Raw genomic sequence first — 19,874 nt, forward strand, 5'->3', positions numbered from 1 at the left:
AGCTCGCTCCTACAAGAGCCGGGCGGCGTTCCACGTAGGGTGCGCCGCGCGCACCAATGTCTCGGGGGCGGTGCGCACGGCGCACCCTACGGGGGACGTTCAACAAGGCTGCTTTACGTGAGCGGTCAGGCAATTCCAAACGCTCCTTCGTAGGAGAGTGAGCGAAGCGTAGGGCCAGATGGCAGGCAAGCGTCTCTGGTTGCTTTTGTCCCGGCCGGGCAGGCGCGACTGACAAAAGTGACTCGCCCAGGAGGGCAAAACCCGAGGCGTCGAAAACCAGCCTGAAACTCAAAAAACCAGAATCCAAAAAACCGAGAACCCTCAAAGCCCCCTCAACCGCTCGTAGTAATAAGGCAACTGCAACAACGCATACCGCGCCGCCGCATAGCGCACTTCGTTGCGGTCGCCCTCGAACTTCAGCGTCTCGCTCACCACCCCCTGGTGATCGTTCACCCGCATCGCGCAGGCGAAGCACTGCACCCCATCCATCGGCCCCTCCGCCTCGGCCAGGCCGGTGTTGGCGATGGCGATGTCGGCGCGGCCCAGCTTCAGTGCGCCCACCGCCATCTCCCGTGCCACTTCCTCGCTGGTCAGACCGAAGCGGTCGATGGTCAGCGGGTTGACCCCCAGGCACAGCTGCTTGGCTTCCGGCGAATACACCACGAAGCCGCTGTCCAGCACCGAGCCGCTGCCGGAAATCTCCGCCAGCAGCGAGGCCATCAGCCCGCCGGTGCAGGACTCGGCTGTGCTCAGGGTGAGGTGGTACTTGTCCAGGAAATGCACGACCTGCTCGACGCTCTGCATGGTGCCCGACCTCTCGCGAAAAAGGGTTCTGCCTCTCCCGGAATGGGAAGCTCGCGCGGCCCGCAAAGTTCAAGCGAAAGGCCCGGCGCAGAGCCGAAAAAAGTCGAAACTTTCCGGCTTCGGCTCCAGTCAGGGAAAGAGTATGGGGTTAGTCGGTCGCTCTAGACGACGCCGGTCGGGCCAGGACGCGCCGACGTGGCCGCGGTGCCTCGCCCGGCTACCCCCGGCGGCAGGGAACTCGATTCTACTGGAGGACGACATGGGAAACGCTGCAGTGACCGCTCGTATCGATGCACAAGACATGGCCAATCTCCCGGCTCAGCCTCAATTGCACGTCGAGAGTCTGCGTGAACAGAAGAAGCGGATTCTCTTCGTCTCCTCGGAGTTCGCCGACCTGATCAAGGTCGGCGGCCTGGGCGACGTTTCGGCCGCCCTACCCCGCGCCATGGCCAGCCGCCACGACATGCGCGTGCTGATCCCCGGCTACCGCCAGGTAATGGAAAGCGGCCAGCAGATCCGCATCGTCGGCGAGATCGACGGCATGGCGGCGCTGCCGCCGTGCAAGATCGGCCGCATGGACCTGGCCGACGGGCTGATCGTCTACGTGGTGATCAACCCCGAACTCTACGAGCGCGACGGCACGCCCTACGGCGACAGCCAGGGCCGCGACTGGCCGGACAACCACATCCGCTTCGCCTGCCTGGGCCTGGCCGCCGCCGAGATCGCCAGCGGCACCGCCTGCATCCGCTGGTGCCCGGAACTGGTCCACGCCAACGACTGGCCGGCCGCCATGGCACCGGCCTACATGGCCTGGCGCCAGGTCGGCACGCCCACCGTGCTGACCATCCACAACCTGGCCTACCAGGGCCTTTGCGACGTGCATTCCTGCCCCGAGCTGGGCATCCCGGCCGAAGCCTGCGCCAGCGATGGCATGGAGTTCTACGGCAAGCTGTCGTTCCTCAAGGCCGGCATCGCCTACGCCAGCCACGTGACCACCGTCAGCCACACCTACGCCCAGGAAATCACCACCCCGGACTTCGGCTGCGGGCTGGACGGCATGCTCCGCGCCAAAGTCGCCAGCGGCCGGCTCAGCGGCATCATCAACGGCATCGACGAGAGCTGGGAGCCACGCACCGACCCGCACCTGGTCGAGGGCTTCGCCATCCACCAGTGGCACGGCAAGCAGGCCAACCGCGCCTACGTCGAACAGACTTTCGGCCTGGACGCCGACGACGGCCCGCTGTTCGGCGTGGTCTCGCGCCTGGTGCAGCAGAAAGGCATCGACCTGACCCTCGGCGTGGCCGAGGCGATCGTCGCCCAGGGCGGCCGGCTGGTGGTGATCGGCCGCGGCGAGCCGGAACTGGAAGCGGCGATGGCCGACCTGGGCCGCCGCCACCCGGGGCGCATCGGCGTGCACGTCGGCTTCAACGAGACCGACGCCCGGCGCATCTTCGCCGGCAGCGACTTCCTGCTCATGCCCTCGCGCTTCGAGCCCTGCGGCCTGAGCCAGATGTACGCCCAGCGTTTCGGCTCGCTGCCCATCGCCCGGCGCACCGGCGGCCTGGCCGACACCATCGAGGACGGCGTCACCGGCTTCCTGTTCCGCGAGGCCAGCCACGAGAGCTACCTGGAAGCGGTGCAGCGCGCCTTCAACGTGTTCCACCACCCGGAACTGCTCAACGCCATGCGCTGCCGGGCGATGGCCGCGCCGCTGTGCTGGCGCCAGTCGGTGGCCCCCTACGACGCGCTGTATCAGCGACTGCTCGGTGCAGACCGTCTCGCCGCGGACCCGCTTTGATGTACCGCCACGGCGCCCAGCGCCTGGATGAGCGGCGCACCCGCTTCGCCCTGTGGGCCCCGGACTGCCGGGAAGTGGCCCTGGAGCTGCAGGACGAATCGCTGCACCCGCTGCGCGCCGGCGAGGACGGCTGGTTCGCCCTGGAACTGGAATGCCCCGCCGACACCTGCTACCGCTTCGTCGTCGACGGCCGCCTGCGCGTGCCCGACCCGGCCTCGCGCCGCCAGTTCGGCGACGTCCACGGCTTCAGCCGGGTGGTCGACCACGCCGCCTACGCCTGGCGCCATCCGCACTGGCGCGGCCGGCCCTGGCACGAGGCGGCGATCTACGAACTGCACGTCGGCCTGCTCGGTGGTTACACCGGCGTCGAGGCCCTGCTGCCGCACCTGGTGCAACTGGGTGTCACGGCGCTGGAACTGATGCCACTGGGCGAATTCCCCGGGCGGCGCAACTGGGGCTACGACGGCGCCCTGCCGTTCGCCCCGGACGGCAGCTACGGCACCCCGGAACAGCTCAAGCACCTGATCGACAGCGCCCACGGCATGGGCCTGATGGTGTTCGTCGACGTGGTCTACAACCACTTCGGCCCGGACGGCAACTACCTGGGCCAGTACGCCCGCGACTTCTTCCGCGAGGACCGGCACACCCCCTGGGGCGCGGCCATCGACTTCCGCCGGCCGCAGGTGCGCGACTTCTTCTGCGAGAACGCGCTGATGTGGCTGCTCGACTACCGGGTCGACGGCCTGCGCCTGGACGCGGTGCATGCCATCGGCGACGACGACTTCCTCGTCGACCTGGCCGCCCGGGTGCGGGCCGCGGTCGAGCCCGGCCGCCACGTGCACTTGGTGCTGGAGAACGAGGACAACCGCGCCGGCCTGCTGCAGCGCGGCTACGACGCCCAGTGGAACGACGATGGCCACAACGCCCTGCACGTGCTGCTGACCGGCGAACGGGAAGGCTACTACGCCGACTTCGCCGATGACGCCACCGCCCAGCTGGCCACCTGCCTGGCCCAGGGCTTCGTCTTCCAGGGCCAGGCCGACCGCCGTGGCCAGCGCCGGGGCGAGCCCAGCGAGCACCTGCCGCCGACCGCCTTCGTGCTGTTCCTGCAGAACCACGACCAGGTCGGCAACCGCGCCTTCGGCGAGCGCCTGGTCGCCCTGGCCGACGAGGACGCGCTGAAGGCCGCCACCCTGCTGCTGTTGCTCTCGCCCATGGTGCCGCTGCTGTTCATGGGCGAGGAATGGGGCTCGACCCGGCCCTTCCTGTTCTTCACCGACCACCAGGGCGAACTGGCGGACGCGGTGCGCGAAGGCCGCCGCCATGAATTCGCCGAATTCTCGCGCTTCTCCGACCCGCAGCTGCTGCTGGACATCCCCGACCCCAACGCCCAGGACACCTTCGACGCCTCCCGGCCGGACCTGGCCCCCGCCGACCAGCCGCGGCAGCGCGCCTGGCTGAGCTTCTACCGGCGCCTGCTGCGTCTGCGCCAGAGCCAGCTGGTGCCGGTGCTGGAAGGCACCCGCGCGCTGGGCGTGGAGGTGCTCGCCCGTGGCGCGCTGTCCGCCGGCTGGCGCCTGGGCGACGGCCGCCTGCTGCGCATCGACATCAACCTGAGCGACACGCCGGTGCCCACCGGCGCCCGTTCCCAGGCCGGCGACCTGCTGTGTGCCCACGGCGTCGGCGAAGACGACTACCGCCAGGGCCTGCTGCCGGCGCGCAGTGCCCAGGCCGTTCTGGAGATAGCGCCATGAGTGACGCCCTGCTGGCCGAACTGGCCGACGCCGCCGGACTCAGCATCGACTGGACGGACGCCAACGGGCGCCCGCAACGGGTCAGCCCGGGGGCCCAGCGGCAACTGCTGGAAGCCCTCGGCCACCCGGCCGCGGACCCACGGCAGATCGAGAGCAGCCTGGCCGAGCTGAAACAGCGTGCCGCCGAGGCCGCCACCCCGCCGCTGCTCACCGCCGAACTGGGCCAGCCGATCCCCATCCCCGGTCAGCGGGCGGACAGCGCCTACAAGCTGACCCGCGAGGACGGCGAGACGCTCTCCGGCCGGCTGGACGACCAGGCCCGCGTGCCGGCCATCGACCTACCCGGCTACCACCGCCTGGACATCGGCGACCAGCGCGTCACCCTGGCCGTGGCGCCGCCGGCCTGCCGCAGCGTCGAGGAGCTGTGCGGCAAGCGCCACGCATGGGGCCTGACCGCCCAGCTGTACGCCCTGCGCCGCCCCGGCGACGGCGGCCTGGGCGACACCCGCGCCCTGGAGGATCTGGCCCGCCACGCCGCCAACCTGGGCGCCGACGCCCTGGCAATCAGCCCGGTGCACGCCATGTTCGCCGCCGCCCGCGACCACTACAGCCCCTACTCGCCCTCCAGCCGGCTGTTCTTCAACGTGCTGCACGCCGCGCCGGGTGCCGTACTCGGCAGCGACGCGGTGGCCCGCGCCATCGCCGCCTGCGGGCTGCAGGACGAGATGGCCCGCCTGGAGCGCGACGAGCTGATCGACTGGCCCGCCGTGAGCGAGGCCCGCCAGCGCCTGCTGGCCCAGCTCTACCGCGACTTCCGCGAGAGCGACGGCAGCCTGCTCGGCGACTTCACCTCCTTCTGCGACCAGGGCGGCGACGCCCTGCTCCAGCACTGCCGCTTCGAGGCGCTGCACGGCCACATGCTGCGCCGCGGCGAATCCGGCGACTGGCGCGACTGGCCCGAGGCGCTGCGCGACCCGCGCAACCCGGCTGTGACCCGCTTCGCCGCCGACTACGCCGACGAGGTCGGCCTGCACGCCTTCGGCCAGTGGCTGATCGCCCGCGGCCTGGAGAACGCGCAGACGGTCGCCACCGGCGCCGGCATGGGTATCGGCCTGATCGCCGACCTGGCGGTGGGCACCGCCTGCAGCGGCAGCCAGGCCTGGACCCGCCAGGACGAGCTGCTGCCCCGGGTCACGGTCGGCGCGCCGCCGGACATCCTCAACCGCGCCGGGCAGAACTGGGGGGTGTCCGCCTTCTCCCCCGACGGCCTGCGTCGCCACGGCTTCCGCGCCTTCATCGAAATGCTCCGGGCCAACCTGGCCCACGCCGGCGGCATCCGCATCGACCACATCATGGGCCTGCAGCGCCTGTGGGTGATCCCCCACGGCGCGGCCCCGCAGGACGGCGCCTACCTGCGCTACCCGCTCACCGACCTGCTGCGCCTGCTGGCGCTGGAATCCCACCGCCACCGCGGCCTGGTCATCGGCGAGGACCTCGGCACCGTGCCCGAGGGCCTGCGCGAGGAACTGGCGCGGCGCAACATCCTCGGCATGCGCGTGCTGCTGTTCGAGCAGCAGGACGGCCGCTTCGTGGCGCCGCGCCAATGGCCGCGCGACGCCCTCGCCACCACCACCACCCACGACCTGCCCAGCCTCAAGGGCTGGCTGGCCGGCCACGACATCGACTGGCGCCTGCGCGCCGGCCACAGCCACGCGGACCAGGAGGACGGCGACCGCGCCGAACGCCGCCGCGAGCGCACGGCACTGGTCGAGGCCCTGGGCGAGCACGCCGGTCTGGCGGACGGCGAGGACGCCGAGGCCTGCCTGGAAGCCGCCATCGGCTACCTCGGCGGCACCCCGGCGCCGCTGGTGCTGCTGCCCCTGGAGGACGCCCTCGGCGACGACCAGCAGCCCAACCTGCCCGGCCCCGGCGACGAGCACCCCAACTGGCGTCGGCGCCACGCCCTGGCGGTGCGCGAACTGCTCGACACCGAGGCCACCCGGCGGCGCCTGCAGCGCCTCGCCGACGCGCGCCGGGAGGCCGCCGATGACTGACCTGCGCGCCACCTTGCGCCTGCAGTTCCACCAGGGCTTCACCCTGCACGACGCGGTGCCCCTGGTGCCCTACTTCTCGCGCCTGGGCATCAGCCACGTGTACGCCTCGCCGCTGCTCACCGCGCGGCCCGGCTCCACGCACGGCTACGACGTGGTCGACCCGACCCGGATCAACCCCGAGCTGGGCGGCGAGCCCGGCCTGGTACGGCTGGTCGAGGCCCTGCGCGGGCGCGGCATCGGCCTGATCCTCGACATCGTGCCCAACCACATGGCGGTCGGCGGCGACGCCAACCCCTGGTGGTTGGACCTGCTGGAATGGGGCCAGGACAGCCCCTTCGCCAAGTTCTTCGACATCCAGTGGCACTCCCACGACCCGCTGCTGGCCGGCCAGCTGCTGGTGCCCTTCCTGCGCAGCGACTACGGCGAAGTGCTGGCCAACGGCGAAATCCCCCTGCACTTCGACCCGGAGCGCGGCACCTTCTACGCCCAGCACTTCGAACACCGCCTGCCGCTCACCCCGCCGAGCTACGGCGAAATCCTGCGCGGCAGCGAGGACGGCGCGCTGATGCTGCTGGGCGCGCGCTTCGAGGCCCTGCGCGACGACCCCGACGCCTGGCAGACGGCCCAGGGCCTGTGCGCCGAACTGGCCCAGCTGGGCCGCCCGGACGCCGGCGGCGACGCCGTGCGCCACGCCCTGGCCCGCTACCGATGCGACAGCGAGGAAGGCCTGCAGCGCCTGCACCGGCTGCTGGAGCGCCAGCACTACCGGGTGGCCAGCTGGCGCACCGCGGCGGACGACATCAACTGGCGCCGTTTCTTCGACATCAACGAGCTGGGCGGCCTGCGGGTCGAGCGCCCGGAAGTCTTCGAGCTGACCCACGCCAAGATCTTCCAGCTGATCGAACAGGGCCTGGTGGACGGCCTGCGCATCGACCACGTGGATGGCCTGGCCAACCCGCGCGCCTACTGCCGGCGCCTGCGCCGCCGCGTCGACCTGCTGCTGGCCGGTCGGCCGCAGCCCGAGCAGGGCTTCCCGATCTACGTGGAGAAAATCCTCGGCCACGGCGAGCAATTGCCCGGCGACTGGAACACCTCCGGCTGCACCGGCTACGCCTTCATGAACCAGGTGTCCCTGCTGCAGCACGACCCTCGCGGCGAACAGCCGCTGCGGGCGCTGTGGAGCGAGCTGAGCGGGCGCCCGGCGGCGTTCGAGGACGAGGCGCTGGAAGCGCGCCGCCTGGTGCTCACCACCTCGCTGACCGGCGACCTGGAAGAAGTGGCCCAGGGCCTGCTCCAGGTGGCGCGCAACGACATCGCCACCCGCGACCTGACCCTGGCCTCGATCCGCCGCGCGCTGCTAGAACTGATCGTGCACTTCCCGGTGTACCGCACCTACGCCAACGCCTGCGGCCGCTCCGAGCAGGATCGCCAGGTGTTCGGCCAGGCCCTGGAAGGCGCGCGCCGGACCTTGGCCGAGGCCGACTGGCCGTTGCTCGAACACCTCGACCGCTGGCTCGGCGGCCAGCCGCTGCACGAACTGCCGCCGGGCCGCCCGCGCAAGCTGCGCGCCCGGGTGCTCGGGCGCTTCCAGCAGCTCACCTCGCCGGTGGCGGCCAAGGCGGTGGAAGACACCGCCTGCTACCGCGCTGGCGTGCTGCTGTCGCGCTACGACGTGGGCTTCGACGCCGAGCACTTCAGCTACCCGGCGGAGCACTTCCACCAGTGCTGCAGTGAACGCGCCGCGCGCCTGCCGGACAACCTGCTGGCCACCGCCACCCACGACCACAAGCGCGGCGAGGACAGCCGCGCGCGACTGGCGGTGCTGAGCGAGCGCGCCGACTGGTACGCCGAACGGGTGCGCCGCTGGCGCGAACTGGCCGCACCGCTGCGCGCCGGCCTGCAGGACGATGCACCGGACGCTGGCGAGGAACTGATCCTCTACCAGGCCCTGCTCGGCAGCTGGCCGCTGGACCTCGACGCGGACGACGACGCCGGCCTGCGCGCCTACCTGGAGCGCCTGCTCACCTGGCAGCGCAAGGCCCTGCGCGAAGCCAAGCTCAATAGCAGCTGGAGCGCGCCGAACGAGGCCCACGAGGCGGCCTGCCACACCTTCCTCGAACGCCTGCTGACCGCGCCGGAAGGCCGCGAACTACGCGGGGAGCTGGCCGACGCGGTGACCACCATCGCCCCGGCCGGCGCCCTCAACGGCCTGGCCCAGTGCCTGCTGCGCCTGACCGCGCCCGGCGTGCCGGACCTGTACCAGGGTTGCGAATACTGGGACTTCAGCCTGGTCGACCCGGACAATCGCCGTCCAGTCGACTTCGCCGCCCGCGTCGAGTCCCTCGACGGCCTGGCCGAACCGGGCGAACTGCTCGCCAACTGGCGCGATGGCCGGGTCAAGCAATGGCTGATCGCCAGCGTCCTGGCCCTCCGCCACGCCCGCCACCCGATGTTCGCCCGGGGCGACTACCGGCCGCTGGCGGTCGAGGGCGAGCACGCCGAGCGGGCGCTGGCCTTCGTCCGCAGTCTGGGCGACACCCACCTGGTGGCCGTGGTGCCGCGCCTGGCCGCCGGCCTGCTGGGCGACCAGCCCCTGCCCCAGGTGCCCGCCGAACGCTGGGGCGACACCCGCGTGGTGCTGCCGCCGGAACTGGCGGGCCTGAGCCTGACCGGCATCCTGCCGCCCGGGCAACTGGACAATCGCGGCCACCTGCCGCTGGCCGGAGTGCTGGCGCAGTTCCCCGTCAACCTGCTCTGCCTCAAACCCCATCTCCAGGAGCCTAGCCATGAGCATCGATGAACAACGCGTCCGCGAATTCGCCTACCAGATCTGGGAATCCGAGGGCAAACCCGCCGGCCAGGAAGAACGCCACTGGGCGATGGCACGCAAGCTGGCCGAGGCCGAAGCGGTCAGCGAACAGCTGCCGGCCGCGCCCAGGCCGCGCCGCATCAGCAAACCCAAGGCGGTGACCCTGGCCGAGGCGGAAGCCCAGGCCGCCAACCCCGCCGACAAACCCGCGCTGCTGAAGAAGCCGCGCGCCCCGCGCAACAAGGCCTGAGGCCCACCCATGAAAGCCACACGTTCGCGTATCGCCGAAGGCCACCCCTTCCCCCTGGGCGCCACCTGGGACGGGCTGGGCGTCAACTTCGCGCTGTTCTCGGCCCACGCCACCAAGGTCGAACTGTGCCTGTTCGACGAACAGGGCCAGACCGAGCTGGAGCGCATCGAGCTGCCCGAGTACACCGACGAGATCTGGCACGGCTACCTGCCCGACGCCCACCCCGGCCAGGTCTACGGCTACCGGGTGCACGGCCCCTACGAACCGGACGCCGGCCACCGCTTCAACCCCAACAAGCTGCTCATCGACCCCTATGCCAAGCAGCTGGTGGGGCGGCTCAAGTGGTCCGAGGCGCTGTTCGGCTACACCATCGGCCACCCGGACGCCGACCTCAGCTTCGACGAACGCGACAGCGCGGCCTTCGTGCCCAAGTGCAAAGTGATGGACCCGGCCTTCACCTGGGCCGAACAGGCGCCGATCCGCGTGCCGTGGGACAGCACCATCCTCTACGAGACCCACCTGCGCGGCATCAGCATGCGCCACCCGGCCGTGCCCGAGCACCTGCGCGGCACCTGCGCCGGGCTGATGAACCCGGAGCTGCTCAAGCACATCCGCTCGCTCGGCGTGTCCAGCATCGAACTGCTGCCGGTGCATGCCTTCGTCAACGACCAGCATCTGCTGGAAAAGGGCATGAACAACTACTGGGGCTACAACAGCATCGGCTTCTTCGCCCCGCACCCGGCCTACCTCGCCAGCGGCAAGGTCAGCGAATTCAAGGAAATGGTCGCCCACCTGCACGACGCCGGCCTGGAGCTGATCCTCGACGTGGTCTACAACCACACCGCCGAGGGCAACGAGCGCGGCCCGACCCTGTGCATGCGCGGCATCGACAACGCCAGCTACTACCGCCTGATGCCGGACGACCGGCGCTACTACATCAACGACTCCGGCACCGGCAACACCCTCGACCTGTCCCACCCCTGCGTGCTGCAGATGGTCACCGACTCGCTGCGCTACTGGGCCACCGAGATGCGCGTGGACGGCTTCCGCTTCGACCTGGCGACCATCCTCGGCCGCTACGCCGACGGCTTCGACGAGCGCCACAGCTTCCTCGTCGCCTGCCGCCAGGACCCGGTGCTGAGCAAGGTCAAGCTGATCGCCGAACCCTGGGACTGCGGCCCGGGCGGCTACCAGGTCGGCGGCTTCCCGCCCGGCTGGGCCGAGTGGAACGACAAGTTCCGCGACAACGTGCGCGCCTTCTGGAAGGGCGACGAAGGCCAGCTGGCCGAACTGGCCAGCCGCCTCACCGCCTCCGGCGACCTGTACAACCAGCGCGGCCGGAGGCCGTTCGCCTCGGTCAACTTCATCACCGCCCACGACGGCTTCACCCTGCGCGACGTGGTCTCCTACGACCACAAGCACAACGAGGCCAACGACGAAGACAACCGCGACGGCACCGACCACAACATCTCCTGGAACCACGGCAGCGAAGGCCCCACCGACGATCCGGAAATCCGCGAACTGCGCCTGCGCCAGATGCGCAACCTGCTGGCCACCCTGCTGTTCTCCCAGGGCACGCCCATGCTGCTGGCCGGCGACGAGTTCGGCCGCACCCAGCAGGGCAACAACAACGCCTACTGCCAGGACAACGAACTGAGCTGGGTCGACTGGAACATCGACGAGGAAGGCCAGGAACTGATCGCCTTCACCCGCCGCCTGATCGCCCTGCGCCGGGCCTACCCCATCCTCCGCCGCGGACGCTTCCTGGTCGGCCACTACAACGAGGAGCTGGGGATCAAGGACGTCACCTGGCTGACCCCGGACGGCGTGGAAATGGGCGAAGAACAGTGGCACGACGGCGAGGCGCGCTGCATGGGCATGCTCATGGACGGCCGCGCGCAACCCACCGGCATCCGCCGCAGCGGCGCGGATGCCACCCTGCTGCTGATCCTCAACGCGCACCACGAGGCGGTGGACTTCCTCCTCCCGGAAGTCGCCGAAGGCTCGGCCTGGACCAACCTGCTCGACAGCAACCAGCCGCGCCAGCGCACCACCGAACACCTGCCGTTCGACAGCCGCTATCAAGCCGCTCCGCGCTCGTTGCTGCTGTTCAAGCTGGAAAAGGAGAACGAGTGACGTAGGGTGCGCCGTGCGCACCGATGCTCCGAGGCGGTGCGCACGGCGCACCCTACGACAGGTCGCAAGAAATCCTGATTTCCTCCGGGCCATCAGCAACCCGGAGGAATTCCCGTTCAGTTGTAGCCCGGATGAAATCCGGGAGGGAGCCGGCTCCCCGTAGGGTGCGCCATGCGCACCGATAGCGCCGGGATGGTGCGTACGGCAACCCTACGAATCACCCGCCCAGGTCTCAAAAAACCCTGAACCGCCTCCACCCCCTCCAGTCCCAACCTGAGTAGGCGCCGCGAACGCGGCGTCGTCACTTTCAACACAGGGGGACGACATGAAAGTCGGCGAAATCATGACCCGCACCGTGCGTCCCACCGAAGACACCGTGCCGCGCGGCGGCGCGCAGGCCCATTGAGGCCCGCGGGCCGTGCCGGACGGAGGACAGCCGACATGAAAGCCGTGGTATTCCATGATGTGGGCGACATCCGCCTCGACGACGTGCCCGAGCCCACGCTGCAAGCGCCCACGGACGCCATCGTCCGTATCACTGCATCGGCCATCTGCGGCACCGACCTGCACTTCGTGCGTGGCACGGTCAGCGGCATGGCCAAGGGCACCATCCTCGGCCACGAGGGCGTCGGCATCGTCGAGGCCCTCGGCGAGGACGTGCGCAACCTGCAGGTCGGCGACCGGGTGGTGATCCCCTCGACCATCGCCTGCGGCAACTGCGCCTACTGCCGCGCCGGCTACTACGCCCAGTGCGACGACGCCAACCCCAACGGCAAGCAGGCCGGCACGGCCTTCTTCGGCGGCCCCTCGGCCTCCGGCCCGTTCCACGGGCTGCAGGCCGAGAAAGCGCGCATTCCCTTCGCCCACGTCGGCCTGGTGCGGCTGCCCAGCGAGATCAGCGACGACCAGGCGATCCTGCTCTCGGACATCTTCCCCACCGGCTACTTCGGCGCGGAGATGGCCGAGATCACCCCCGGCGACACCGTGGCTGTATTCGGCTGCGGTCCGGTCGGCCAGTTCGCCATCGCCAGCGCCAAGCTGCTCGGCGCCGCTCGGGTGTTCGCCATCGACCATCTCGAAGACCGCCTGCGCATGGCCCGCCAGCAGGGCGCCGAGGTGATCGACTTCGACCGCGAGGACCCGGTGCAGACCCTGCGCCGGCTGACCAACGGCATCGGCGTGGACCGCGCCATCGATGCCGTCGGCGTGGACGCCGAGTGCCCCTGCCACGCCGCCGCGCCGCAGGTCGGCGCGTTCCGCGAGGAGATGGCCGAGGTCGCCCCCAACACCCACCCGGACGGCGCCAACTGGCACCCCGGCAAGGCGCCGAGCCAGGCCCTGCAGTGGGCCGTGGAGGCGCTCGACAAGGCCGGCACGCTGTCGATCATCGGCGTCTACCCGGAGCAGGCGCGGCACTTCCCGATCGGCATGGCGATGAACAAGAACCTGACGATCAACATGGGCAACTGCCATCACCGCAAGTACATCCCGCAGTTGATCGACCTGGTGCTCAACCGCCGCATCGACCCGGCCAAGATCCTCACCCAGGTCAAGCCGATGAGTGATGCCATCGAGGCGTTCAAGGCCTTCGACCGGCGCGACGCGGGCTGGATCAAGGTCGAGCTGCACCCGCAGATGCAGCTGGGCGTGGGCAGCGAGGAACGGATCGAGCAGCAGCGTCTGGACGACGCCATCGAGAACTCCCCAGCGCCTCGCCGGCCATGACGGCGCCCAGGCAGCGCTGGAGAAACCCGGCAGGACGAGCGACCCCGGAGAAAAGGACCCGAGAGACTCCATGAGCGATATCCGCATCGGCATTTCAGGCTGGCGCTACGCCCCCTGGCGTGGCGACTTCTACCCCAAGGGGCTGGCCCAGCGCCGGGAACTGGAGTTCGCCTCGCGGCAGGTCAACAGCATCGAGATCAACGGCTCCTTCTACGGCCTGCAGACGCCCGAGCGCTACGCCGGCTGGTACGCCGAGACGCCAGAGGACTTCGTCTTCAGCGTCAAGGCGCCGCGCTACATCACCCATGTGCTGCGCCTGCGCGAGCCGGCCCAGCCGCTGGCCAACTTCTTCGCCTCCGGGCCGCTGCAACTCAAGGACAAGCTGGGCGCCTTCCTCTGGCAGTTCCCGCCCAGCCTGCGCTTCGATGCCGCGCTGTTCGGCGACTTCCTCGCCCAGCTGCCGCGCGACACCGATCAGGCCCGCGCCTGCGCCCGCCACGCCGAGGCCCGGCTACATCGGCCCGGCTATCTGGAAGCAGCGCCGGACGCCGCCCTGCGCCACGCCGTGGAAATCCGCCACGACAGCTTCGCCACGCCCGCCTTCGTCGAGCTGCTGCGCCGGCATCAGGTGGCCCTGGTGGTGGCGGACACCGCAGGCAAGTGGCCCTGCGCCGAGGATGTCACCGCCGACTTCCTCTACCTGCGCCTGCACGGCGACGCGGAGCTGTACACCAGCGGCTACACGCCCCAGGCGCTGCGCCGCTGGCAGGCGCGCATCGAGGCCTGGACCGCCGGCGCGCAGCCGGACGACGCCCGACTGATCGACCCCGGGCACAAGCCGGCCAGACGCCGGCGCGACCTGTACTGCTACTTCGACAACGACGTGAAGGTGCGCGCGCCCTACGACGCGCGCCACCTGCTGGAAAGCCTGGGGCTGTCGCCCCGCCCACGCCAAGGAGCCCAGGCATGAGCGATTCCGTGCCGATCATGACCGTCGACAGCGCCCCCGCGGTACACCGGATCAAGGTGCTGACGATCAACACCCACAAGGGATTCACCCCGCTCAACCGGCGCTTCATCCTGCCGGAACTGCGGGTGGCGGTGCGCGCCACCGGCGCCGACCTGGTGTTCCTCCAGGAAGTGCTCGGCGCCCACCAGCGCCACGCCCAGCGCCACGACAACTGGCCGCAGACGCCGCACTACGAGTTCCTCGCCGACAGCATGTGGCCGCAGTTCGCCTACGGCCGCAACGCGGTCTACCCGGACGGCGACCACGGCAACGCGCTGATGAGCAAGTTCCCCATCAGCCACTACGAGAACTTCGACGTGTCCATCGGCGTGGTCGAGCAGCGCGGCCTGCTCCACTGCGTGCTGGACGTGCCCGGCCCGCGCCAGGTGCACGCCATCTGCGTGCACCTGGGCCTGCGCGAAGGCCACCGCCGGCAGCAGCTGGCCCTGCTCTGCGGCCTGCTGGAACGGCTGCCGGCGGACGACCCGGTGATCGTCGCCGGCGACTTCAACGACTGGCGCCTGCGGGCCGGCGCGATCCTCGCCGAACAGGGCCTGCACGAAGTCTTCGCCAGCCAGTTCGGCGAGCCGGCCAGGAGCTTCCCCGCGCGCTGGCCGATGCTGCGCCTGGACCGCATCTACGTGCGCAACGCCACCAGCCATGAGCCGGTGGTGCTGTCCAGTCACCCCTGGTCCCACCTTTCCGACCATGCCCCCCTGGCCGTGGAGATCCACCTATGAGTTACGACTGGCGCGAAGGCAATCAGGTAGGGCTGCTGATCAATGGCGAGGAATACTACCCCCGGGTGTTCGAGTGCATCCGCGCGGCCCGCCACGAGGTGCTGATCGAGACCTTCATCATCTACGAGGACAAGGTCGGCAACGAGCTGCAGCAGGTGCTGATCGACGCCGCCCGCCGCGGCGTGCGGGTGGAGCTGACAGTGGACGGCTATGGCACCGCCGAGCTCGGCCGCGAGTACGTCGCCGCCATGACCGGCGCCGGGGTCAACATCCACGTGTTCGACCCCAGCCCGCGCCGGCTGGGCGTGCGTACCAACCTGTTCCGCCGCCTGCACCGCAAGATCGTGGTGATCGACGGCGAGCGCGCCTTCGTCGGCGGCATCAACTACTCGGCCGACCACCTGGGCGACTTCGGTCCGATGGCCAAGCAGGACTATGCGGTGGAAGTCACCGGGCCGATCGTCGCCGACCTGCACCGCGCCAGCCTGCGCCTGATGCGCCCGGCGCTGGACGCGCCCAGCGAGGTGCGCCCGCAGACCGACCCGGCCGGCAGCGCGCGCATGCTGCTGTCGATACGCGACAACGAGCGCCACAGCCGGGACATCGAGACCCAGTACCTGCAGGCCATCCGCTCGGCCAGGCAGCGGCTGGTGGTGGCCAACGCCTACTTCTTCCCCGGTTACCGCCTGCTGCGCGAGATGCGCAACGCGGCGCGCCGCGGCGTGCGCGTCACCCTGATCCTCCAGGGCCAGCCGGACATGCCCTGGGCCCGGGGCTTCTCGCGCATGCTCTACAACTACCTGCTGCGCGACGGGGTGGAAATCTTCGAATACTGCCAGCGGCCGCTGCACGGCAAAGTGGCGCTGGCCGACGACGAGTGGACCACGGTGGGCTCCAGCAACCTCGACCCGCTCAGCCTGGCGCTGAACCTGGAGGCCAACCTGATCATCCGCGACCGCCGCTTCAACCAGCAGCTGCACGACCACCTGCAGGGACTGGCCGGCGACCACTGCAAGCGCATCAGCCTGGAGCGCGCCATCCGTGGCTACTGGTGGCGCGCGCCGCTGATCTTCCTGTGCTTCCACTTCACCCGGCTGTTCCCGGCCATCGCCGGCTGGTTCCCGGCCCATGCCCCGCGGCTGGCGTCACTGCACCCCGAGCCGGCGGACGCGTCGGAGAACATCTACCCGCAGGGCAAGGCATCATGAGCCAGCAGACCCAGACCAACCCCTGGCTGCGCTGGGGCAAGCGCCTGCTCACGGCGCTCTTCTTCATCCTGGTGCCGGTGCTGCTGTTCATGCTGGTTAAGAACCTCGAATGGAGCGAGGTGGTGCAGGCGCTGAAGAGCTACAGCCCGCTGATGCTGGCCGGCTGCGTGGCAATCACCGCCACCAGCTTCCTGCTGTTCAGCAGCTACGACCTGCTCGGCCGCGCCTACACCGGCCACCGCCTGCCGGCCCGGCAGATATTGCCGCTGACCTTCGTCTGCTACGCCTTCAACCTCAACCTCAGCTCCTGGGTCGGCGCCATCGCCCTGCGCTACCGGCTGTATTCGCGGCTGGGGCTCGGCGTGGCCACTGTCACCCGCATTCTCACCTTCAGCCTGATCACCAACTGGCTGGGCTACATGATCCTCGCCGGCGGGGTGTTCTCCCTGCGCCTGGTGCGCCTGCCCGAGCAATGGGAGATCGGCGCCACCGCGCTGCAGGCGATCGGTATCGGCCTGCTGCTGGTCGCCGCCACCTACCTGCTGGCGTGCCGCTTCGCCACGCGCCGCTCCTGGTCCTGGCGCGACCACGAGGTGACCCTGCCCTCGCTGAAGCTGGCCCTGGCCCAGGCCGGCATGTCGATGTGCAACTGGTCGCTGTCCAGCCTGCTGGTGTTCCTGCTGCTGCCCAAGGGCGTCGACTACCCCACGGTGCTCGGCATCATGCTGGTCAGCAGCATCGCCGGGGTGGTCACCCATATTCCCGCCGGGCTCGGCGTGCTGGAGGCGGTGTTCATCGCCATGCTCCAGGACCAGGTGCCCAAGGGCGCCGTGCTGGCCGCGCTGATCGGCTACCGCGCCATCTACCTGCTGCTGCCGCTGCTGGTGGCCGTGGTGGTCTACCTGGTGCTGGAGAAACGGGCGAAGAAGCTGCGGCAGAAATCGGAGCGCGCCGGCCGGCTGGAATCGGAAGGCGCCTGAGTGGTGTATAACGGCGCGCTGAACCCTCAGCGCCCGTACCGCCATGCTTCTTGTCGCCCGCCGCAACTCTGCGCCTACCGCCCAGCACGCCACCCATCACTTGTACGCCTTGCATCTGGACCGGGCGAGCGCCACGCCTTTCGTCTTCTCCGAGTCCATCGGCGGCGGCCATGGGGAACGGGGCGGCAGCATCGCCCTGGGCCTGAACGATCTGGAGCGCTGGGCGGGTGAATGGCGCGAGCATGTGCGCCTGGCGGGCGCGCCCCAACTGGTGGCCATGATCGAGACGGCCCTCGCAGCGGGCTCCCAGGCCGACCTCGTCGAACATCTGTTCCGTGAAGCCGTCCGGGAGCGCGCATCATGATCACCATCCTCCCTGTCGAGGGCCCGGCCCCCACATTCGACCGCAGCTTCACCGTCACCGGGGAGCTGCGGCTCGGTTTCCACGAAGGCGTCTTCACCTACGACATCGTGGCCGTGGAGCCCTACGAGAAGACCTACGCCGACGAAGACGAGGAAGACGGCGGCGAGCTGTTCGTCGCCTACCTGGATGGCCAGGTGGCCGGCACCCTCGTCCTGTCCGAGGCCTGGAACGGCTACGCGCTGATCGAAGACATCGCCGTCGCCCGCGCCCTGCGCCGCACCGGTGTGGCCAGCGCCCTGCTCCGCCACGCGATGGCCTGGTGCCGGGCATGCGAGCTGCCCGGCATCATGCTGGAGACCCAGCACAACAACGTGGCGGCCTGCCGCCTCTACGCACACCACGGCTTCCGCCTCGGCGGCGTCGACCTCGACCTTTACCGCGGCCTGCCGCACCAGGGCCGCCACGAGATAGCCCTGTTCTGGTACTGGCACGCGAAAGAGCGCGGCTGACGTAGGGTGCGCCGGGCGCACCGCGAGGCCCGCCGGTGCGCATGGCGCACCCTACGAAAGCGAGGCGCCGGGCGCAAGCCGGCCGACGGTTAGCCGGAAATCGCCTTGAACTCCCCCCCGCCCTTCGGTGGTCTATCCACCAGAGGCCTTCGGGCCAGGAAACCGGAGCGGGAGCATGAAGAAGTACGACTTTCTGGTCAGCTACATCCTCGATAACCAGCCGCAATCGACCACCGTGCAGGCGGACAGCCAGTCGCTGACGCCCGACCAGGCGCTGTTCTACCTGCGGTCCCTGCACAGCCGGGCGGCTGCCGGGGCCATCACCGATGTGCAGGTGGCGCGCATCGACGTGGACAAGCTGCAAGACGCTCCCGCCCATCACCTGCAGCCCTGAGCGATGAAGAACCTAGAAACCCCAGCAACCAAGCTGGCCGTCTACGGCGCCCGGGGCAGCCTGGGCAGCGCGGTGCTGGTGGAGGCGCTGCACCGGCAGTTTGAGGTCACGGCAATCGTCGACGAACTCAACGCACTGCAGGCGCGCCCCGGCCTGCGTACCAAGGGCGGCACGCCCGCCGACGCCATCGAGGTGAACCGCGCCGTGGCCGGGATGGACGCCGTGGTCTGCCTGCTGGGCGAGGAACTGCCGGGCGACGCGCGGGACGACTTCCAGTTGGTGTTCAAGACCCTGCTGGCCCTGCTCGACGGCCTGGAGGTGGCCGGCGTGAAGCGCCTGCTGGTGGTCGACGACTTCGCCTGGCTCGACGAGGGCGGTGGTTCCGCCGCCGCCCCGGTACGCCACCTGCGCGAGCGGCTGATCGCCAGCCCGTTGGCCTGGACCCTGGTGGAGACGCCCGTGCGCCCCAACGAGACGCTGGGGCCCGACGACTTCCTGCAACCGAGCGAGGCCGCCCAGGCCTTGCGCCGCTTCGCCGCGGGGCTGCTGGATGAGATGAACCTGGCGCTGCACGTTCGCGAGCGTGTGCGCATCGCAGAACAAGGAGTCCGCTGATGGGACCGGAAAGCATCATTCTGCTCATGATCTCGGCCTGGTTTCTGGTAGCCGCCGCCATGCTCTGGGGCATGCTGCGCATCGCCCGCCGCCACGCCGCCTACAGCCAGCCGCGGCCGGTGGAACGCGCGCCGGCGCCGCGCAACACCGGCAAGCGCCGCCCGGCACAACGGCCGAAGCTGCCGCGCCCGGTGCTGTCGCCGGCGTACCGGGCCGCGCATCACTTCGCGCACCGCTGACGGCCGACGAAATTCCCGGCACTCGCGGCGGGCAGCCCTGTCGAAAACGCCATTCCGAAAAGATCAACAAGGTAAGGCGAGAGATGAACAACGAGAGAATCTTCCGTGAAGCCCTGCTGGCGGCCCTGGTGGAGCACGCCGCGCATCACTTCGAGGAAGCCGCCCATTGCGCCTACGTCAACGGCCTGCAGGCGCGCACCCTGCTGACCAACTCCGGACGCACCGAGCTGCGCCTGAGCCTGACCCGGCCGAGCGACGGCGCCCCGTGCAGCTACCGCATCGGTGCCCTCGCGGAGCGTGGATTGGTGCTGCACGAGAAGGTCTATGGCGACGAGGTGGAGCGCCGCGAGGCGTCGCTGGAATCGATCCGCGACAGCCTGGTGGAAGACGAACTGGCGGAATTCTTCATCAGGGCCACCGCCCTGCCGCTGGGCGCGATGGCGGAACTGCCGCGGCAACAGGGCGCGGCCTGACGCGCCCATGGAG

At 70.0% G+C, this 19,874-nt stretch carries 18 protein-coding genes; 17 read left to right on the forward strand and 1 reads right to left on the reverse strand.

The window, feature by feature from the left end; all coding sequences use genetic code 11:
* Positions 1–321 precede the first annotated feature (321 nt).
* Positions 322–804, reverse strand: coding sequence for a CinA family protein (locus N5D30_RS24430; RefSeq protein WP_220815097.1), 483 nt, complete (start codon positions 802–804; stop codon positions 322–324).
* A gap of 301 nt (positions 805–1,105) precedes the next feature.
* Between N5D30_RS24430 and glgA the strand changes: the two genes are divergently transcribed.
* From glgA to N5D30_RS24515, 17 genes are all read left to right on the forward strand, one after another.
* Positions 1,106–2,602, forward strand: coding sequence for a glycogen synthase GlgA (gene glgA / locus N5D30_RS24435; RefSeq protein ID WP_279911088.1), 1,497 nt, complete (start codon positions 1,106–1,108; stop codon positions 2,600–2,602).
* Positions 2,602–4,356 carry a malto-oligosyltrehalose trehalohydrolase gene (treZ, locus tag N5D30_RS24440; protein WP_279911066.1) on the forward strand — a complete coding sequence of 585 codons (1,755 nt, stop codon included), beginning with the start codon at positions 2,602–2,604 and terminating at the stop codon, positions 4,354–4,356. Before glgA ends, treZ begins: the two co-directional genes overlap by 1 nt.
* On the forward strand, positions 4,353–6,410 hold the full coding sequence (gene malQ / locus N5D30_RS24445; protein WP_279911067.1) for a 4-alpha-glucanotransferase: 2,058 nt from the start codon (positions 4,353–4,355) through the stop codon (positions 6,408–6,410). Before treZ ends, malQ begins: the two co-directional genes overlap by 4 nt.
* On the forward strand, positions 6,403–9,210 hold the full coding sequence (locus N5D30_RS24450; protein WP_279911068.1) for a malto-oligosyltrehalose synthase: 2,808 nt from the start codon (positions 6,403–6,405) through the stop codon (positions 9,208–9,210). Before malQ ends, N5D30_RS24450 begins: the two co-directional genes overlap by 8 nt.
* Positions 9,197–9,469 (forward strand): DUF2934 domain-containing protein, encoded by a 273-nt coding sequence (locus N5D30_RS24455; RefSeq protein ID WP_220815102.1) that lies wholly within the window; start codon positions 9,197–9,199, stop codon positions 9,467–9,469. The genes N5D30_RS24450 and N5D30_RS24455 overlap by 14 nt, the downstream gene beginning before the upstream one ends.
* Positions 9,470–9,478: 9 nt before the next feature.
* The gene (glgX, locus tag N5D30_RS24460) at positions 9,479–11,605 is read left to right on the forward strand and encodes a glycogen debranching protein GlgX (RefSeq protein ID WP_279911069.1); all 2,127 of its coding nucleotides are present in this window, start codon (positions 9,479–9,481) and stop codon (positions 11,603–11,605) included.
* Between the two features lie 441 nt (positions 11,606–12,046).
* Entirely contained in the window at positions 12,047–13,330 is a 1,284-nt protein-coding gene (locus N5D30_RS24465) for a glutathione-dependent formaldehyde dehydrogenase (RefSeq protein WP_279911070.1), read from the forward strand.
* Between the two features lie 70 nt (positions 13,331–13,400).
* Positions 13,401–14,300, forward strand: a complete 900-nt coding sequence (locus tag N5D30_RS24470; RefSeq protein WP_279911071.1) for a DUF72 domain-containing protein — start codon at positions 13,401–13,403, stop codon at positions 14,298–14,300.
* On the forward strand, positions 14,297–15,079 hold the full coding sequence (locus N5D30_RS24475) for an endonuclease/exonuclease/phosphatase family protein (RefSeq protein ID WP_279911072.1): 783 nt from the start codon (positions 14,297–14,299) through the stop codon (positions 15,077–15,079). The genes N5D30_RS24470 and N5D30_RS24475 overlap by 4 nt, the downstream gene beginning before the upstream one ends.
* Positions 15,076–16,287, forward strand: coding sequence for a cardiolipin synthase ClsB (gene clsB, locus N5D30_RS24480; RefSeq protein WP_279911073.1), 1,212 nt, complete (start codon positions 15,076–15,078; stop codon positions 16,285–16,287). The genes N5D30_RS24475 and clsB overlap by 4 nt, the downstream gene beginning before the upstream one ends.
* Positions 16,284–17,267 (forward strand): lysylphosphatidylglycerol synthase domain-containing protein, encoded by a 984-nt coding sequence (locus tag N5D30_RS24485; RefSeq protein ID WP_220815108.1) that lies wholly within the window; start codon positions 16,284–16,286, stop codon positions 17,265–17,267. The genes clsB and N5D30_RS24485 overlap by 4 nt, the downstream gene beginning before the upstream one ends.
* Before the next feature lie 43 nt (positions 17,268–17,310).
* Positions 17,311–17,631, forward strand: a complete 321-nt coding sequence (locus N5D30_RS24490) for a hypothetical protein (protein ID WP_279911074.1) — start codon at positions 17,311–17,313, stop codon at positions 17,629–17,631.
* A complete protein-coding gene (locus N5D30_RS24495) occupies positions 17,628–18,140 on the forward strand; it encodes a GNAT family N-acetyltransferase (protein WP_279911075.1) in 513 nt (170 codons plus the stop codon). Before N5D30_RS24490 ends, N5D30_RS24495 begins: the two co-directional genes overlap by 4 nt.
* 175 nt (positions 18,141–18,315) lie before the next feature.
* Complete coding sequence (locus N5D30_RS24500) at positions 18,316–18,534, forward strand: hypothetical protein (protein ID WP_279911076.1); 219 nt, start codon at positions 18,316–18,318, stop codon at positions 18,532–18,534.
* Positions 18,535–18,537: 3 nt separating this feature from the next.
* Positions 18,538–19,149 carry an NAD(P)H-binding protein gene (locus tag N5D30_RS24505; RefSeq protein WP_279911077.1) on the forward strand — a complete coding sequence of 204 codons (612 nt, stop codon included), beginning with the start codon at positions 18,538–18,540 and terminating at the stop codon, positions 19,147–19,149.
* Entirely contained in the window at positions 19,149–19,388 is a 240-nt protein-coding gene (locus N5D30_RS24510) for a hypothetical protein (protein ID WP_279911078.1), read from the forward strand. Before N5D30_RS24505 ends, N5D30_RS24510 begins: the two co-directional genes overlap by 1 nt.
* A gap of 83 nt (positions 19,389–19,471) precedes the next feature.
* On the forward strand, positions 19,472–19,861 hold the full coding sequence (locus N5D30_RS24515; RefSeq protein ID WP_279911079.1) for a hypothetical protein: 390 nt from the start codon (positions 19,472–19,474) through the stop codon (positions 19,859–19,861).
* Positions 19,862–19,874: the final 13 nt, after the last annotated feature.

It is taken from the genome of Pseudomonas sp. GD03875, from assembly GCF_029840585.1.
Classification (GTDB): Bacteria; Pseudomonadota; Gammaproteobacteria; order Pseudomonadales; family Pseudomonadaceae; genus Aquipseudomonas; species Aquipseudomonas paralcaligenes.

Bases quoted from the DNA above. Each gene is read 5' to 3' on its own strand.
- N5D30_RS24510 (WP_279911078.1), top strand. From the start codon at position 19,149: ATGGGACCGGAAAGCATCATTCTGCTCATGATCTCGGCCTGGTTTCTG.
- N5D30_RS24430 (WP_220815097.1), bottom strand. From the start codon at position 804: ATGCAGAGCGTCGAGCAGGTCGTGCATTTCCTGGACAAGTACCACCTC.
- N5D30_RS24485 (WP_220815108.1), top strand. From the start codon at position 16,284: ATGAGCCAGCAGACCCAGACCAACCCCTGGCTGCGCTGGGGCAAGCGC.
- glgX (WP_279911069.1), top strand. From the start codon at position 9,479: ATGAAAGCCACACGTTCGCGTATCGCCGAAGGCCACCCCTTCCCCCTG.
- N5D30_RS24500 (WP_279911076.1), top strand. From the start codon at position 18,316: ATGAAGAAGTACGACTTTCTGGTCAGCTACATCCTCGATAACCAGCCG.
- N5D30_RS24490 (WP_279911074.1), top strand. From the start codon at position 17,311: ATGCTTCTTGTCGCCCGCCGCAACTCTGCGCCTACCGCCCAGCACGCC.
- glgA (WP_279911088.1), top strand. From the start codon at position 1,106: ATGGCCAATCTCCCGGCTCAGCCTCAATTGCACGTCGAGAGTCTGCGT.
- N5D30_RS24450 (WP_279911068.1), top strand. From the start codon at position 6,403: ATGACTGACCTGCGCGCCACCTTGCGCCTGCAGTTCCACCAGGGCTTC.
- N5D30_RS24465 (WP_279911070.1), top strand. From the start codon at position 12,047: ATGAAAGCCGTGGTATTCCATGATGTGGGCGACATCCGCCTCGACGAC.
- N5D30_RS24515 (WP_279911079.1), top strand. From the start codon at position 19,472: ATGAACAACGAGAGAATCTTCCGTGAAGCCCTGCTGGCGGCCCTGGTG.
- N5D30_RS24455 (WP_220815102.1), top strand. From the start codon at position 9,197: ATGAGCATCGATGAACAACGCGTCCGCGAATTCGCCTACCAGATCTGG.
- malQ (WP_279911067.1), top strand. From the start codon at position 4,353: ATGAGTGACGCCCTGCTGGCCGAACTGGCCGACGCCGCCGGACTCAGC.
- N5D30_RS24495 (WP_279911075.1), top strand. From the start codon at position 17,628: ATGATCACCATCCTCCCTGTCGAGGGCCCGGCCCCCACATTCGACCGC.
- N5D30_RS24470 (WP_279911071.1), top strand. From the start codon at position 13,401: ATGAGCGATATCCGCATCGGCATTTCAGGCTGGCGCTACGCCCCCTGG.
- treZ (WP_279911066.1), top strand. From the start codon at position 2,602: ATGTACCGCCACGGCGCCCAGCGCCTGGATGAGCGGCGCACCCGCTTC.
- clsB (WP_279911073.1), top strand. From the start codon at position 15,076: ATGAGTTACGACTGGCGCGAAGGCAATCAGGTAGGGCTGCTGATCAAT.
- N5D30_RS24475 (WP_279911072.1), top strand. From the start codon at position 14,297: ATGAGCGATTCCGTGCCGATCATGACCGTCGACAGCGCCCCCGCGGTA.
- N5D30_RS24505 (WP_279911077.1), top strand. From the start codon at position 18,538: ATGAAGAACCTAGAAACCCCAGCAACCAAGCTGGCCGTCTACGGCGCC.